The sequence below is a fragment of the Streptomyces sp. NPDC025784 genome (genome assembly GCF_055558435.1).
This window is the reverse complement of sequence record NZ_JBVHMN010000002.1, coordinates 310,879-326,777: the sequence shown is the minus strand read 5'-3', so window position 1 is coordinate 326,777 and position 15,899 is coordinate 310,879. Positions and strand designations below refer to the sequence as shown.

Genomic DNA, 15,899 nt, shown 5'->3' with positions numbered 1-15,899 from the left:
CCCGGCGGCCACCGACGGTGGCCCCGCCGCGATGGCGTCGTCCCGCACATCTCGTATGTGCGGGACGACGCCATTTCTCGTACGTCGACCGGCCGTGACCGCCACCCTTGATCAACTCCTGCTCCCGGCAGGCCCGTTCCGCCCGCAATTACTTGCAGAAAGATGCAGCAAGTCATTGCCGGGACTGTCGCGGCGCTGCTTGACTCACGTGCCGACATGCGCAGCCGACCGAGCGCGGAGCCGAGAGGAACACCCATGATGAGCAGCCCCGAGATCGACGTCCTCGTCCTGGGAGGCGCGGGCGTGGACACGATCGTCCACGTCCCCGAACTGCCGCTCCCGTTCGCCGACAGTTACATGATCCGGCCCGGCATCGAGACCCGGGCCGGACAGAGCGGGGACTTCGTCGCGCTCGGCGTGCACGCCCTGGGCCTGCGCACGCACCACCTCGACATGATCGGCGACGACCACGAGGGCGAGCTCGTCCGGACCCTCCACCGCGACCGCGGGATCCCGCTCACCGACGTCCTCCAGCCCGGCGGCACCAAGCGGGCGGTCAATCTCGTCGACCCGCGGGGACGGAGGCTGTCGCTGTACGACGACAGCCGCTCCAGGGAAACGGACCGGCTGCCCGAGGAGACGGTGCGCGCGCTGGCCGGCGCGAGCCGCCACGCCCACGTCGTCATCACCCACCCGTGCTCCGCCACCCTGCCGGTACTGCGCGAAGCGGGCCTGACGCTCTCGACCGACCTGCACAACTGGGACGGCGACAACCCGTACCACGAGCCGTTCGCCCATGCCGCGGACGTCGTCTTCCTGTCCACCACCGCGCTGGCCGACCCCGAGCGGACCATGCGCCGGATCGTCGAACGGGGCCGGGCCCAGGTCGTGGCGGCCACCGCCGGGGCGGACGGCGCGTACCTGCTCGTGGACGGCGAGGTCACCCACATCCCCGCGGTCACCCCTCCCGCACCGGTCGTGGACTCCAACGGCGCGGGCGACGCCTTCGCCTCCGGCTTCCTCTTCGGCCGGCTCGCCGGGGAACCGCCACTGCGGTGCGCGCTGTACGGCGTGGTGGCCGGAGCATACGCCTGCACGGTGCCCTCGACCCGGGCCGACGCCATCGGCCGCGACGAACTCCTGTCCCGCGTCACGGAATTGGAGGACCAGGGCGTCACCACAACCACGGCGACCGTCCCCGGCGCGTGAGCCCCGTCAGGGGCGCGGGGAACGGCGCGCTCGGCCCCCCGCGGAGCCGCAGGCGCGCGTCCGGGCGGTGGCCCCCGGCCGGGCGCGAAGGGCACCGGCCGCCGTGGAGCGGCGCGTACCCGTCCGCCCGCAGAGGGGCGGACGGGCAGCGAAACGCCCTGGCGCCGGGCCGAGCGACCGGCCCGGCGTCACTCAGCGGCCGTGGACGGAGTCCGTCGCAGCGATCCGCTTCCACGACTTGGGCCGAGACGGAACCCTCTCGCCCCGGGCGAGGGACACACCCCGCGCCGCGGACACGGCCGGCTTCGAGGGCTGGAACAGCCACGTGTCGAACAACGCGGCGAGCGGCTTGCCGGACACCTGCTCGGCGTACTTCCGGAAGTCGTCGACCGACGCGTTGCCGTACGCGTGCTTCTTCGGCCAGCCCTTGAGGGCGGCGAAGAAGGCGTCGTCCCCGATCTCGTTGCGCAGCGCCTGCACGGCGAGGGCGCCCCGGTCGTAGACCGCGATGTCGAACTGGTCGTCCGGGCCCGGGTCACCGGGCTCGACCGTCCAGAACGCGTCGTCCGCCGGGTGCGAGGCGTACACGTAGTCCGCGAGCTCCTGGGCCGTGCCCTCGCCCTCGTGCTCCGACCACAGCCACTGCGCGTAGCGGGCGAAACCCTCGTTGATCCAGATGTCCTTCCAGCCCTTCAGCGACACGTCGTCGCCGTACCACTGGTGCGCCAGCTCGTGCACGACGACGGACGTGTTCGAGCCGTTCGCGAACTGCTTGGGGCTGTAGTACACGCGGGTCTGCGTCTCCAGCGCGTACCCGGTCGTCGTGTTGGGCACGTAGCCGCCCACCGAACTGAAGGGATACGGCCCGAAGTAGCCGCTCAGCCAGTCGACGAGCTCCCCGGTCCGCTCGACACTGGCCCGCGCCGCACCGTCGTTGTCGCCGAGGTCCTGGCTGTACGCGTTGACGACCGGCACACCACCCTCGGACGTGCCCGTGGTGATGTCGAACTTCCCGACGGCGAGCGTGGTGAGATAGGTCGCCTGCGGCTTGTTCGAGCGCCAGTTGTAGCGGGTCCAGCCCAGGCGCGAACTCGTCGACTGGAGCGTGCCGTTGGAGATGGCCTGAGTGCCGTCGGGCACCGCCACCGACACGTCGTACGTCGCCTTGTCCAGCGGATGGTCGTTGCTCGGATACCACCACCAGGCCGCCTCGGGCTCGTCCGCGGCGACCGCGCCGTCGGGGGTGCGGTGCCAGGTCGAGAAGCCGTACGCGCTCTTCGTGGACGGCACCCCGCTGTACCGGACGACGACCGTGACCGGCGTCCCCTTGGGCAGTGGCTTCGCCGGGGTGATCTCCAGCTCGTGCTGCCCGGACGTCGCGAACGACGCCTTCGCGCCGTTGACCCGCACCTCGCTCACGTCGAGCAGGAAGTCCAGGTCGAACCGTGACAGGTCCTGCGTGGTGGTGGCCAGGAGAGTCGCCGTTCCCTCCAGTTCGTCCGTCCGCGGCTGGTATGTGAGCCGCAGGTCGTAGTGCGAGACGTCGTATCCGCCGTTGCCGTAGGCCGGGTAGTAGGGGTCGCCGATGCCCGGCGCCCCCGGGGAACTGCTTGCCGCCGATGCCGGGATCGCCAGCAGCAGGGAGGCCGCGAGCGCGCCCGGGGCGATGAGTCTGCGGTGCACGTCAAGCTCCAAGTGGTAGGGGCATGAAGTCTGTCCGGAGCCTATTCAGTCCCTGTGCCCGAGGCGTGTCCACAGCCACCCCTGTCACACGATCGCCATTCGGCCGACATGACTGACGGTGCCTCATGGGCCTTTCACCGACCCTCTTTTGCACCGGAGTCGACCGGGGTACCTTCCGCGCATGCCGATACCAGTGCGCCGCATGCGCTTCACGACCTGGAGATCGCTCGCGACGGCCGCCACGGCCGCCCTGATGGCTTCGTTCCTCGCACCCGCCGCTGCACACGGCGCCCCGCGCGAGAGCACCCCCGTCTACTCGTACGAGAACGCGATCCGCGAATCGGTCTGGGTCGACACCGGACTCGACGGCGACGGCGACGGGAAGACGGACCGTGTCGCCGTCGACGTCGTCCGGCCGCGCGAACTCGCCCGGCAGGGCCGCAAGATACCCGTGATCATGGACGCCAGCCCGTACTACTCCTGCTGCGGACGCGGCAACGAGAGCCAGAAGAAGACGTACGACGCGAACGGCAACGTTGTCCAGATGCCGCTCTTCTACGACAACTACTTCGTCCCGCGCGGTTACGCCTTCGTCGGTGTCGACCTCGCCGGCACCAACCGCTCCGACGGCTGCGTGGACGTCGGCGGACGCTCCGACATCCAGTCCGCCAAGGCGGTCGTCGACTGGCTGAACGGCCGGGCCAGGGCGTACACCACGCGCACCGGCACCACCTCGGCCAAGGCCACCTGGACCAACGGCAGAACCGGCATGATCGGCAAGAGCTGGGACGGCACCATCGCCAACGGCGTCGCCGCCACCGGCGTCAAGGGCCTGAAGACCATCGTGCCGATCAGCGCCATCTCCTCCTGGTACGACTACTACTTCGCCAAGGGCGCCCCGCTCTACGACTCGGGCCCGGACTGGCTCTCCGACTACGTCGACAGCCCCGACGCCCGCGCCAAGTGCGCCGCCGTGCAGCACAAGCTCGTCGACCAGGCGCCGCGCACCGGCGACTGGACGCCGCTGTGGACCGAACGCGACTACGTGAAGGACGCCGGCAAGGTCAGGGCCAGCGTCTTCCTGATCCACGGCATGCAGGACCTCAACGTTCGCACCAAGCACTTCGGCCAGTGGTGGGACGCCCTCGCCAGGAACGGCGTCGAGCGCAAGATCTGGCTCTCCCAGACCGGCCACGTCGACCCCTTCGACTTCCGCCGCGCCACCTGGACCGACACTCTGCACCGCTGGTTCGACCACGAACTCCTCGGCTACGACAACGGCATCGACGACGAACCCATGGCCGACATCGAACGGCACCCCGACCAGTGGGTCACGTCGAGCGTCTGGCCGCCGCGCGCCACGAGCACGACGACCCTGCGGCCGGACACCGGCACCCAGGCCGGCGTCGGCACCCTCGGCCTGCGGACGGGCTCCGGAACCGAGACCTTCACCGACAACCCGGCGCTGAGCGAGACCGACTGGGCCGCGCACATCGACGCGCCGACCGCCGAGAAGGCGGGCTTCGTCACCGAGCCGCTCACCCGCGACCTCAGGCTGTCCGGCTCCTCCAAGGTGACCGTCACCGCCACCCCCACCACGTCCACGGCCCACCTCTCCGCCGTCCTCGTCGACCTCGGACCGGACACCATCCGCGACTACGCGGCCGGCGGCGAGGGCATCACCACCCTCACCGACCGCACCTGCTGGGGCGCGAGCACGGCCGGCGACAGCGCCTGCTTCAGGAGCACCGAGGCGAAGAGGACCGACGTCGACTACACGGTGTTCAGCCGCGGCTGGGCCGACCTCGGCAATTACGCCTCCGACACGAAGGGCGTCCCCCTGACCCCCGGCCGCGCCTACACCATCACGCTCGACCTGGCGGCCACCGACCACGTCGTGCCCGAGGGACACCGGCTCGCACTGATCGTCGCGGGCACCGACAAGGACCTCATCGACCCCCCGTCGAGCACACCGACCCTGACCCTCGACCTGCCCCGCACCTCGGCCAGGGTCCCGCTGGTCGGCGGCTCCGACGCCTTCGCACGGGCGACGGCGGGCGCGAAGGCAACGGCACACCGCCCGTCCGTCCTCGACGGCGTGGGCGCGCCCCGCACCGCGCTCCCGGTGCCCGGGGAGGCCCGTTGAGCGCCTTACGCGCACGCGCCCTGGCCGTGGCGGTCACCGCCACGGCCCTGGCGGCGCCCCTGCTGACCGCGCCGGCACACGCGGCCGACACCCCGCCGCGCACCGGATTCGAACGCAGCGGGGGAGCACGCTGGACCGGTGAGCGTGAGGAGCGGGACTTCCTCGCCGCCGTGGACCGGTCGAGCGACAGGGTCTCCGTCACCCGGATCGGAACGACCGGACAGGGCCGCCCCCTCCGGCTCGTCCGTGTCGGCACGCACCCCACGCCCACGACCGTGCTGCTGGTGTGCAGCCAGCACGGCGACGAACCCGCGGGCCGCGAGGCGTGCCTCAACACGGTCCGCGACCTGGCGTTCGCCGAGGACGGGCCGGCCCGGCGCCTGCTCGATCGCACCACCGTGCTGGTCCTGCCCACCGCCAATCCCGACGGCCGCGCCGCCGACACCCGGGGGAACGCCGACGGCGTCGACATCAACCGGGACCACCTCGCCCTCACGACCGCCGAGGCCCGCGCGACGGCCGCGGTGCTGCGCGACCGCAGACCCGACGTCGTCTACGACCTCCACGAGTACGGCGCCACCCCGAAGTACTACGACAAGGACCTCTTCGACCTCTGGCCGCGCAACCTCAACACGGACGAGGCCGTTCACGACGAGGCGCAGACCCTGTCAGGGGAGTACGTACGGCCCGCCGCCCGGGCCGGCGGGTACTCGACCGGCACGTACGGCATCTGGACCGACCCCGTGACCGGCGATCCCGTCAAGCAGACCGCGGGCGACGGACAGGAACGCATCCTGCGGAACATGTCCGGCGTCAAACACTCCGTGGGCCTGCTCGTCGAGAGCCGGGTGGAACCGCTCGACGACAGCGCGGAACCCGCGAACAACCGTCGCCGGGTCCGGTCCCAGCTCGCCGCACTGGGCGGACTGTTCGGATTCACCCGGGAGCGGGGCGGGCAGGTCGAGGAGGCCACCGCCGCCGCCCGCGCCGCGGGCCACCGCGACACCGGCCCGGTCTACCTCGGCGGCGCCGACAACGACCCGGCCGAACCGGCCGAGGTGATCCAGGACCCGCCCTGCGGGTACCGGCTCACCGCGGACCAGTACGCGGACGTCGGCGACGAACTCGCCCTGCACGGCGTCCGCGTACGGCGCGGCGCCGACGGCGTGCTCGTCCCGCTGCGCCAGTCCCTGCGCGCCCTCGTCCCCCTTCTCCTCGACGAGCGCGCGCCGTACCACCTCACCGCCGCGCAACCCGCGCCGGACTGCTGAGAGCGGGCGCTTCCACGGGGGCGGCCGCTTCCACCGGGGGCCGCTTCCATGGGGCGGCTGTTCCCCTACGGAAGCGGCTGTTCCCCTACGGGGGTGGCCGCTTCCCTACGGGGGCGGCCGTTCCCCTACGGAGGCAGCTGTTCCCACGGTGGTGGCCGCTTCCACCGAGGTGGCCGTTCACGCGGGGGCGGCCGGGTGCGCGAGCCCGGCCGCCTGCCGCGCACACCCCCACGCCACCGTCACTCCCGCGCCACCGTGCCCGTAGTTGTGCACCAGGACCCTGCCGTCCGGCAGCACCTCGCGCTCCAGCCGTACCTCGTCGCGCACCGGCCGCAGCCCCACCCGGTGGTCGAGCACACGCGCCCCGGCCACCTCGGGACGCAGCGCCGCACACCGCGCGACGATCGACGCCGCCACCTCCGGGTCCGGCGCCAGGGACCAGTCGTCCTCGTCGGTGGTGCCGCCCAGGACCACCCGGTCCGGCTGCGGGAAGACATACGTCGTCGTCCCGGCGGACGCGTCCGTCGACACGACCCACTCGCGGATTCCCGGGTTCTCCACGATCACCAGCTGCCCCCGCACCGGGCGCACCGCCGGATCGGGCACGAGCTCCCGAGCGCCGAGCCCGGTGCAGTTCACGACGACCGGAGCCGCCGCCTTTGCCAGGTCCGTCACGGTGCGTTCCTCGATCACCCCGCCCGCCCGCAGGAACCGCTCGCGCAGCCACCCCAGGTGCACCGGCATGTCGATCAGCGGCAGCCGGGCCCACAGCCCCTGCCCCGCGTACTCCGCGGACGTCGCCGCCCGCAGCCCTGCGAGCCGCTCGCCGGCCCACGACGCCTGCTCGTCCAGCCGTGTCTCACCGAGTACACCCTCGACCACCCGTACGCCCGTCTCCTCCGGACGCCCGGCCAACTCCTCGTACACCGACAGCGATCGCAGGGCCCACGCGCGGGCGAGCTCCTTCGGCTCGATGCGGTACGGCCACCACAGGGCGCCCGCGACGGCCGAGGTGGTCCGCTGCGCGGACTCGCGCGCCCACACCCGTACCCGCGCGCCGTCCTCGGCCAGCACGACCGCCGTCGTCAGACCGACGACCCCGCTGCCGACCACGATCACATCACCACTGCGAGCGCTCTCCACGCGGGGACGTTAGCGGAATACGTCATGCCGTGCTCACATCACCCTCAGTGCGGGAATACTCACAGCATGTCTGCCGAGTACGCGACCTTCGGCCTGGCACCGGCGATGCGTGCCGGTGGAGTCCTCGCCAACGGTGACTACCAAGTGCACCGGGACTTCGTGGACTTCATCGTCGACGGCCGTCCGCTGCTGTTCCGCCTCTCCGACCTCGACGCGGTGTCCCCGCTCGCCTCCGACGTGCCACCCGCGATCTTCACCGCCCAGGTGCGCAGCCTTCTCCTGGAGGCCGAGGCCCCGCTCGACGGGGACCGCTACATCATCTACGGCTGCCCCGAGTGCGCGAGCCTCGAATGCGGCGCCGTCACCGCCGTGATCGAGCGGGACGACGACGACTACGTGTGGCGCGACTTCGCCTGGCAGACCGGTGAACCCGCCGATCTCGAACTCAACGGCTACCACGGCATAGGGCCGTTCCGCTTCCGCGGCGCCGAATACCGCAGCGCTCTCCACTCCCTCCTCGGCGGCGACTCGGAACCCCGCCGCCGCGTCCTGCTCATCGGCGCCCGGGTCGCCCTGCTCGCCCGGCTCGCCGCCGCCCTGCGCACCATCGGCATCGGCGCCGACATCACCCGCGACGCCGCCGACGTCCCCGCCGACGAACTGCGCGCCTACGGCGCCGTGGTCTTCGGCCGGACCGTCGGCGAACCCGAACGGGCCGCCGTACGCGCGTCGTTCCGCAACGCGTCCGTCGACGTCGCCTACGTCGACGGACTCGCCCCCATCGTCCCCCTCCTCGTCGCCCAGATCGAGCACGCGCTCGACCGCAGCCCGCGGGAGCAGCGCCGGCTCACCCGTCTCGTCGCGGCCGACGGGGAGGCAGGCATCGAGGTCACCTCCACGTGCCGTGTCCAGCTCACCGCGTACCGGCTCGACCGGCTCTCCCGCACCCACACGCACGACGTCTTCGACGGCATCCTGGAGGCGGGCCGCCACCGGGTCGCACTGGACGCCAAAGCGGTGAAGGGGGAGTCGTTCATCGTGGCCAGGACCTCGGGAAGCGTGCTGGTGGAGGCGATGGCCCACTGAGATCTCCGGCGCGGCACGGCAGGACGGCCCGTTAGGATCGGCGTCCTGATGACTGCCACCCTCGTCGCCAAGAACCTCGCCGCCGGCCACGGCGACCGCTCCCTCTTCGCCGGGCTCGACCTCGTCGTCGCGCCCGGCGACGTGATCGGGCTCGTCGGTGCCAACGGCGCCGGCAAGTCCACCCTGCTGCGGCTGCTCGCCGGACTCCTCACCCCGGAGCAGGGCGAGCTGCGCCTGTCGCCGCCCTCCGCGACCGTCGGGCACCTGCCGCAGGAGCCCGAGCGGCGCGCGGGCGAGACCGTCCGCGCGTTCCTCGGCCGCCGCACCGGGGTCACCGAGGCCCAGCGGGTGATGGACGAGGCGACGCAGGCCCTCGTCGACGGAACGCCCGGCGCGGACGACGCCTACGCGGCGAGCCTGGAGCGCTGGCTCGCACTCGGCGGCGCGGACCTCGACGAGCGGGCCGAGGAGGTGGCCGACTCCCTCGGGCTCGCCGTCGACCTGGACCAGCCGATGACCTCCCTGTCCGGCGGCCAGGCCGCCCGGGCCGGACTCGCTTCGCTGCTGCTCTCCCGCTACGACGTCTTCCTGCTCGACGAGCCCACGAACGATCTCGACCTGGACGGCCTGGAGCGGCTCGAACGCTTCGTCGGCGGGCTGCGCGCCGGGACCGTCGTCGTCAGCCACGACCGCGAGTTCCTGACCCGCACCGTCACCAAGGTCCTCGAACTCGACCTCGCACAGCAGCAGATCACCCTCTACGGCGGCGGATACGAGGCCTACCTGGAGGAGCGCGAGACCGCGCGCCGGCACGCCCGCGAGGACTTCGAGGAGTACGCCGACAAGCGGGCCGCGCTGGAGGGCCGCGCCCAGATGCAGCGTTCCTGGATGGACAAGGGCGTCAAGAACGCACGGCGCAAGGCCGGCAACGACAACGACAAGATCGGCCGCAAGTTCCGCAGCGAGGCCAGCGAGAAGCAGGCATCCAAGGCCCGGCAGACCCAGCGCATGATCGAACGGCTCGACGTCGTCGACGAGCCGCGCAAGGAATGGGAGCTGCGCATGGAGATCGCGGCGGCACCGCGGTCCGGCGCGGTCGTCGCCACCCTGCGCGACGCGGAGGTGCGACGCGGCGACTACCTCTTCGGCCCCGCGACACTGCAGATCGACTGGGCCGACCGGGTCGCCGTCACCGGAGCGAACGGCGCGGGCAAGTCGACGCTGCTGGGGGCGCTGCTCGGCCGTGTCCCGCTGGACGCCGGGCACGCCGCGCTCGGATCGGGCGTGGTCGTCGGCGAGGTCGACCAGGCCCGCAAGCTCTTCCACGGCTCCGAGTCGCTGCTCGACGCGTTCTGCGCCGCCGTGCCCGACACCGAGCCGGTCGAAGTCCGCACCCTGCTCGCCAAGTTCGGTCTCAAGGCGGATCATGTCCTGCGGTCCGCCGCGACGCTGTCCCCGGGCGAGCGCACCCGCTCGGCGCTCGCCCTCCTCCAGGGGCGGGGCGTCAACCTCCTCGTCCTGGACGAGCCGACCAACCACCTCGACCTCCCGGCGATCGAGCAGCTCGAATCCGCGCTCGACGCGTACGAGGGCACGTTGCTTCTTGTCACTCATGATCGGCGGATGCTGGACGCGGTGCGGACGAACCGGCGGCTGGAGGTCGCCGCCGGGAAGGTCACGGAACTCTCCGCGTGACCGCTCCGCGGCGTTCGTAGCGGGGGTCCACTGCCGCGGAGCTCCGCTCACCCTCCCAGCCCCGCCGCCCGCAGCCGCGGGTCCGCTGCCGGGGGTCTGCTCGCCCTGGCTGTGGGCTGCGGACGGGTCCGATGCGTGCCCACCCCCTGGCGCTGCCAGCCGCAGGCCCGCTGCCGCAGGGGTCTGTTTGCCCACCTGCCCGCCCTGGCTGTGGGCTGCGGACGGGTCCGATGCGTGCCCACCCCCCTGGCGCTGCCAGTCGCAGGCCCGCTGCCGCAGGGGTCTGTTTGCCCACCTGCCCGCACTGGCTGTGGGCTGCGGCCCGGTCCGATGCGTGCCCACCCACCGGCGTTCCCAGCCGCAGGCCCGCTGCCGCAGGGGTCTGTTTGCCCACCTGCCCGCCCTGGCTGTGGGCTGCGGCCCGGTCCGATGCATGCCCACCCACCGGCGTTCCCAGCCGCAGGCCCGCTGCCGCCGACGCCTGCTTGCCCACCTGCCCGCCCTGGCTGTGGGCTCCGGCCCGGTCCGATGCATGCCCACCGCCCTGGACCTCGCATCGGCGGGAGTACTGCCACCGCCCGTAGCCCCCGCACCCGCCCCGGCTGCGGGCAGCAGCGCTGACCACAGCGGCCGAGGCGCCCCGCGCCGTCGACTGCGGGCAATCGTGCCGCCAGGGCGGTACGGGTGGGCGCAGCGGCACCTCGTCAGCGCCGAGCCGCGCAACCGCCCCGAGCCGAGCACCAGCGCGGGGCGCCGCAGCAGGCAGGCCTGGGCACGGACCTCGGCAGCGCCGGGCTCCTCGTGCAGCAGACCACCGGCACGGGTCACACCAGCGCAGGGCGCCTCAGCAGGCACGCCCCCGCACGGCTGTCAGCAGCGCGGGCTACGTCAACGCGCAGGCCTCGGTGCGGGGCCCCAGCAGGCTGCCCCCGGCACGAACCTCAGCCGCGCCGGGCGCCTGCGCCAAACAGACCCCGGCACGACTCGCACCCGCACCCGCACCCGCACCCGCACCGGGCGTCTACGCCAAGCAGACCCCGGCACGGCCCGCCCCGCACCACCACCGGGCCCCGCCCCGGACGCCCCGGTACCGGCGACCGTCAGCCCCGCCCCCGGTACCGGCGACGGTCAGCCCCGCCCCCCGTACCGGCGACCGTCAGCCCCGCCCTCGCTTGGGGTCCACGAGCCCGGCGCGGCGCAACGCGTCCGCCATCGCGCTGTTGGCCGGTGCCGGCGCCTGGCGGGAGCCGCCGCCGCCACCGCCGCCACCGCCGCCGCGACCCTGACGCTGCTGTCCCCGCTGCTGCGGCGGCCGCCCGCCCCGCTGGGGCCGGCCACCGGCCTGCTGCTCGCCCTGAGGCGCGGCCTCGTCGTCGAGCCGCAGGGTCAGCGAGATCCGCTTGCGCGGGATGTCGACGTCCAGCACCTTGACCTTGACGATGTCGCCGGGCTTCACGACGTCCCGCGGGTCCTTGACGAAGGTCTTGGACATGGCGGACACATGCACGAGCCCGTCCTGGTGGACACCGACGTCCACGAACGCACCGAACGCGGCCACGTTCGTCACGACGCCCTCCAGGACCATCCCCGACGCCAGGTCGGAGATCTTCTCGACGCCCTCCTTGAAGGTGGCCGTCTTGAAGGCGGGGCGCGGGTCGCGCCCGGGCTTCTCCAGTTCCTTCAGGATGTCCGTGACGGTCGGCAGACCGAACGTCTCGTCCACGAAGTCCCCGGGCTTCAGCGAGCGCAGCACCCCGGTGTTGCCGACCAGTGCCGCCACCTCGCTGCCCGCCGTCTTCACCATGCGCCGCACCACCGGATAGGCCTCGGGGTGCACGCTGGACGCGTCGAGCGGGTCGTCCCCGCCCCGGATCCGCAGGAAGCCCGCGCACTGCTCGTACGCCTTGGGGCCGAGGCGCGCCACGTCCTTGAGCGCCGTGCGCGCGCGGAAGGGGCCGTGCGCGTCGCGGTGGGCCACGATGTTCTCCGCGAGCCCGGAGGTGATGCCGGAGACGCGGGCGAGCAGGGGTGCGGAGGCGGTGTTCACGTCCACTCCGACGCCGTTCACACAGTCCTCGACCACCGCGTCCAGCGAACGGGAGAGCTTCACCTCGGACAGGTCGTGCTGGTACTGCCCGACGCCGATGGACTTCGGGTCGATCTTCACCAGTTCGGCGAGCGGGTCCTGGAGGCGGCGGGCGATCGAGACGGCGCCGCGCAGCGAGACGTCCATGTCGGGAAGCTCCTGCGAGGCGAACGCGGAGGCCGAGTACACGGACGCCCCCGCCTCGGACACCATCACCTTGGTGAGCTTCAGCTCCGGGTGCCGGGTGATGAGGTCACCGGCGAGCTTGTCGGTCTCGCGGGACGCAGTGCCGTTACCGATGGCGATGAGTTCGACCGAGTGCTGCGCGGCGAGCCGTGCGAGCTTGGCGATGGCCTCGTCCCACCGGTTCGCCGGGACGTGCGGGTGGATGACGTCGGTCGCCACGACCTTGCCGGTGGCGTCGACGACGGCCACCTTGACGCCCGTACGGAAGCCGGGGTCGAGTCCCAGCGTCGCGCGGGTGCCGGCGGGGGCGGCGAGCAGCAGGTCGCGCAGGTTCGCCGCGAAGACGTTCACCGCCTCGTCCTCGGCGGCCGTGCGCAGCCGCAGCCGCAGGTCGATGCCGAGGTGGACGAGGATGCGGGTGCGCCAGGCCCAGCGGACGGTGTCCGTGAGCCATTTGTCGGCGGGACGGCCCCGGTCGGCGATGCCGAACCGCCCGGCGACGATCCCCTCGTACGACGACGGTCCGTCGGTGGGCTCCTCCGGCTCCAGGACGAGATCGAGCACCTCTTCCTTCTCGCCGCGCAGCATGGCGAGGATGCGGTGCGAGGGAAGTTCCTTGAACGGCTCGGCGAAGTCGAAGTAGTCGGCGAACTTGGCGCCGGCCTCCTCCTTGCCGTCGCGCACCTTCGCGGCGAGCCGTCCCCGCACCCACATGCGCTCGCGGAGTTCGCCGATGAGGTCGGCGTCCTCCGAGAACCGCTCGGTGAGGATGGCCCGTGCGCCGTCCAGGGCGGCCTGCGGGTCGGCGACGCCCTTGTCGGCGTCGACGAAGGCCGTGGCGGCGGCGACCGGCTGGACCGCCGGGTCGCCGAGCAGGCCATCGGCCAGCGGCTCCAGGCCGGCCTCGCGCGCGATCTGCGCCTTCGTGCGCCGCTTCGGCTTGAACGGCAGGTAGATGTCCTCCAGGCGCGCCTTCGTCTCGGCGCCCCTGATCTGCGCCTCGACCTCGTCGGTGAGCTTGCCCTGCTCGCGCACCGAGTCGAGGATGGCGGCGCGCCGCTCCTCCAGCTCCCGCAGATAGCGCAGCCGCTCCTCGAGGGTGCGCAGCTGCGCATCGTCGAGCATCTCGGTCGCTTCCTTGCGGTAGCGGGCGATGAAGGGCACCGTCGATCCGCCGTCGAGCAAGTCGACGGCGGCCTTGACCTGCCGCTCCCGTACGCCGAGTTCCTCGGCGATCCTGCCTTCGATGGACCCTACGAGGGGTGTCGTCACGATCCCGTACCGCCTTCTCCACTGAGGTTGCGCGGCAATTGTGGCAGGTGGCGCCGACAACAGGGGATCAGGGCACCGTCGTGCCGCGCACCGCGTCGAGAATCCGGGCGGTCGTACGCGGTGCGTCCGGGCGGTCGGCGCCGTGCGGGGCCGACACCGACCGGCGCTCAGGCCTTCCCGATCATGTCCCCCGGGAAGGCGCCGGCGGCGAGGGCCGTCATGAGGACGCCCTTGGCCAGTTCGGTGAGCCGTTCCACGCCCGCGGCGCCCAGATGCTCGTACGGCGCCCGGTCGAGCCGGTCGGTCCGCTCCTCGATGTCCTGGCGCAGCGCCATGCCGGACTCCGTCAACTCGCCTTCGGTGTCCAGGAGTCCCCGGTCGCGCAGGCGTGCGGAGGCCGCCTCCCAGTCGTCGCGGGACCAGCCGCGCGTGGACAGCGCCCACTTCGGGGCCATGCCCTTGCCGGTGGCGGTGTGGCTCACCAGGGCTTCGACAGGGCCGAGTTCGGCGTCGAGGAGGATCGCGAGATGGCCGTCGCCTCGGTGCTCGCGCAGCAGTGTGGCCGCGTGCCAGAGCGCGAGGTGCGGGGCGTCGGGCACGGGGAGATCGGCGTGGCCGGCGTACAGCGGGCGGGCGGTCCTGACGCAGGCCTCGGTGGCGCGCAGGGCGAGTTCGGCGGCCTCGGCCATCTCCTTGGAGGCGACGAGCTCCTCGCCGAGCAGTCGCCGCAGCGTGGTGTCGACGGCACGCGTGCGTGCCGCGAGCACCGTTTCCGGGGAGACCGTGCGCCACACCTGGGGCAGATGCCGTGCGACCAGATCGTGGCTGAAGTTGTAGAACGTCGCCGTCACCGTCCCGGGACCGACCGCTCCCAGCGCGGCGGCGCGCACCGCGAAGTACGCGGCCCTGCTGTCCTCGACGCCGACGGCGGACATCTCCCGGCCCAGGTCGGGCGAGAAGTAGTGGGTCGAGTGCAGAGGGTTGAGGACGTTGTGGCAGCGCCGGCCGGCGCGCTCCGGCAGTGGAGTGGTCATGCCCGCAGGTTACCGACTGGTCGGTACGTGGGGAACCGCTGTGGGCGCGATGGCAGGAATGGTGGGGTGCTCGACATTGCGGCCATGTCCCGGCGGGCCAAGAATCGAAGACATGCGAACCGTTCTCATCGTCCTCTTCGACGACGTGCAGAGCCTCGACGTCACGGGCCCCCTGGAGGTGTTCGCGGGCGCCGAGGCCTGGCACGGCGGCTCGTACCGCGTCCTCACCGCGTCCCCGGACGGCGCGCCGGTACGTACCTCCAGCGGTCTCACCCTCGTACCGGACCACGCGCTCGACGACGCACCCGCCCCGCACACGCTCCTCGTGCCCGGCGGCCGGGGCACCCGGCACCCGGACCGCCGACTTACGGACTGGCTGCGTGACCACGGCCCGCGGGCCGAGCGTCTCGTCTCTGTCTGCACCGGTGCCATCCTGCTCGCCGAGGCGGGCCTCCTGGACGGGCACCGGGCCACGACCCACTGGGCCTACTGCGACAAGCTGGCCCGTGACCATCCCGCCGTGGAGGTCGACCCGGATCCCATCTTCGTGCGCGACGGCCGGGTCTCCACCTCGGCGGGCGTTACCTCCGGCATCGACCTGGCCCTCGCCCTGGTGGAGGAGGACCTGGGCCGCGAGACGGCTCTCGCGATCGCCCGGCATCTGGTCGTCTTCCTGCGGCGGCCGGGCAACCAGGCCCAGTTCAGCGCACAGCTCGCCGCCCAGACCGCGCGCCGCGAACCCCTGCGCGAGGTCCAGCAGTGGATCACCGAGCATCCCGACGACGACCTGAGCGTCGAGTCGCTCGCCGCCCGCGCCCGGCTCTCGCCCCGGCACTTCGCCCGCGCCTTCCAGTCCGAGACCGGCACGACACCCGGCCGGTACGTCGACCGTGTCCGCCTGGAACAGGCCCGGCGCCTCCTGGAGGACACCGGCGACGGTGTCGAGGAGATCTCGCGTGCCTGCGGCTACGGCACGCCGGAGGCGATGCGCCGCGCCTTCGTGAAGGCGCTCGGCTCGGCACCCGCGGAGTACCGGCGTCGCTTCCGCCCGGCCTCCACACCCTGATCCGGCCGGCCCATCGAAAGGA

Annotated in this window: 10 protein-coding genes; 6 read left to right on the top strand and 4 right to left on the bottom strand. The window is 72.6% G+C overall.

The genetic code is table 11. The features are described 5' to 3' along the window. Nucleotides 1-255: 255 nt before the first annotated feature. A complete protein-coding gene (locus tag ACZ4IF_RS07515; protein WP_467560454.1) occupies nucleotides 256-1,209 on the top strand; it encodes an adenosine kinase in 954 nt (317 codons plus the stop codon). A 192-nt stretch (nucleotides 1,210-1,401) separates the two neighbouring features. On the opposite strand, the gene ACZ4IF_RS07510 is transcribed toward ACZ4IF_RS07515, so the two are convergent. After that, nucleotides 1,402-2,892 (bottom strand): M1 family metallopeptidase, encoded by a 1,491-nt coding sequence (locus tag ACZ4IF_RS07510; RefSeq protein WP_467560452.1) that lies wholly within the window; start codon nucleotides 2,890-2,892, stop codon nucleotides 1,402-1,404. A 181-nt stretch (nucleotides 2,893-3,073) separates the two neighbouring features. On the opposite strand from ACZ4IF_RS07510, the gene ACZ4IF_RS07505 reads away from it, so the two are divergent. Continuing rightward, nucleotides 3,074-5,038: a Xaa-Pro dipeptidyl-peptidase gene (locus ACZ4IF_RS07505; RefSeq protein ID WP_467560450.1), complete on the top strand. Its 1,965-nt coding sequence runs from the start codon at nucleotides 3,074-3,076 to the stop codon at nucleotides 5,036-5,038. After that, the gene (locus ACZ4IF_RS07500) at nucleotides 5,035-6,309 is read left to right on the top strand and encodes a M14 family metallopeptidase (RefSeq protein WP_467560448.1); all 1,275 of its coding nucleotides are present in this window, start codon (nucleotides 5,035-5,037) and stop codon (nucleotides 6,307-6,309) included. The genes ACZ4IF_RS07505 and ACZ4IF_RS07500 overlap by 4 nt, the downstream gene beginning before the upstream one ends. 177 nt (nucleotides 6,310-6,486) lie before the next feature. Here ACZ4IF_RS07500 and ACZ4IF_RS07495 read toward each other — a convergent pair whose 3' ends face one another. Further along, nucleotides 6,487-7,452: an FAD-dependent oxidoreductase gene (locus tag ACZ4IF_RS07495; RefSeq protein ID WP_467560446.1), complete on the bottom strand. Its 966-nt coding sequence runs from the start codon at nucleotides 7,450-7,452 to the stop codon at nucleotides 6,487-6,489. Nucleotides 7,453-7,518: 66 nt separating this feature from the next. On the opposite strand from ACZ4IF_RS07495, the gene ACZ4IF_RS07490 reads away from it, so the two are divergent. Both ACZ4IF_RS07490 and ACZ4IF_RS07485 read left to right on the top strand, forming a co-directional pair. Next, nucleotides 7,519-8,538 (top strand): oxidoreductase, encoded by a 1,020-nt coding sequence (locus ACZ4IF_RS07490; RefSeq protein ID WP_467560444.1) that lies wholly within the window; start codon nucleotides 7,519-7,521, stop codon nucleotides 8,536-8,538. 48 nt (nucleotides 8,539-8,586) lie between these two features. Continuing rightward, nucleotides 8,587-10,233, top strand: a complete 1,647-nt coding sequence (locus ACZ4IF_RS07485; protein ID WP_467560442.1) for an ABC-F family ATP-binding cassette domain-containing protein — start codon at nucleotides 8,587-8,589, stop codon at nucleotides 10,231-10,233. 1,156 nt (nucleotides 10,234-11,389) lie between these two features. On the opposite strand, the gene ACZ4IF_RS07480 is transcribed toward ACZ4IF_RS07485, so the two are convergent. After that, entirely contained in the window at nucleotides 11,390-13,777 is a 2,388-nt protein-coding gene (locus tag ACZ4IF_RS07480; RefSeq protein WP_467560440.1) for a Tex family protein, read from the bottom strand. A 167-nt stretch (nucleotides 13,778-13,944) separates the two neighbouring features. Further along, nucleotides 13,945-14,811: an SCO6745 family protein gene (locus ACZ4IF_RS07475; RefSeq protein WP_467560438.1), complete on the bottom strand. Its 867-nt coding sequence runs from the start codon at nucleotides 14,809-14,811 to the stop codon at nucleotides 13,945-13,947. A gap of 112 nt (nucleotides 14,812-14,923) precedes the next feature. Here ACZ4IF_RS07475 and ACZ4IF_RS07470 point away from each other — a divergent pair, with 112 nt between their 5' ends. Continuing rightward, nucleotides 14,924-15,877, top strand: a complete 954-nt coding sequence (locus tag ACZ4IF_RS07470) for a GlxA family transcriptional regulator (RefSeq protein WP_467560436.1) — start codon at nucleotides 14,924-14,926, stop codon at nucleotides 15,875-15,877. Nucleotides 15,878-15,899: the final 22 nt, after the last annotated feature.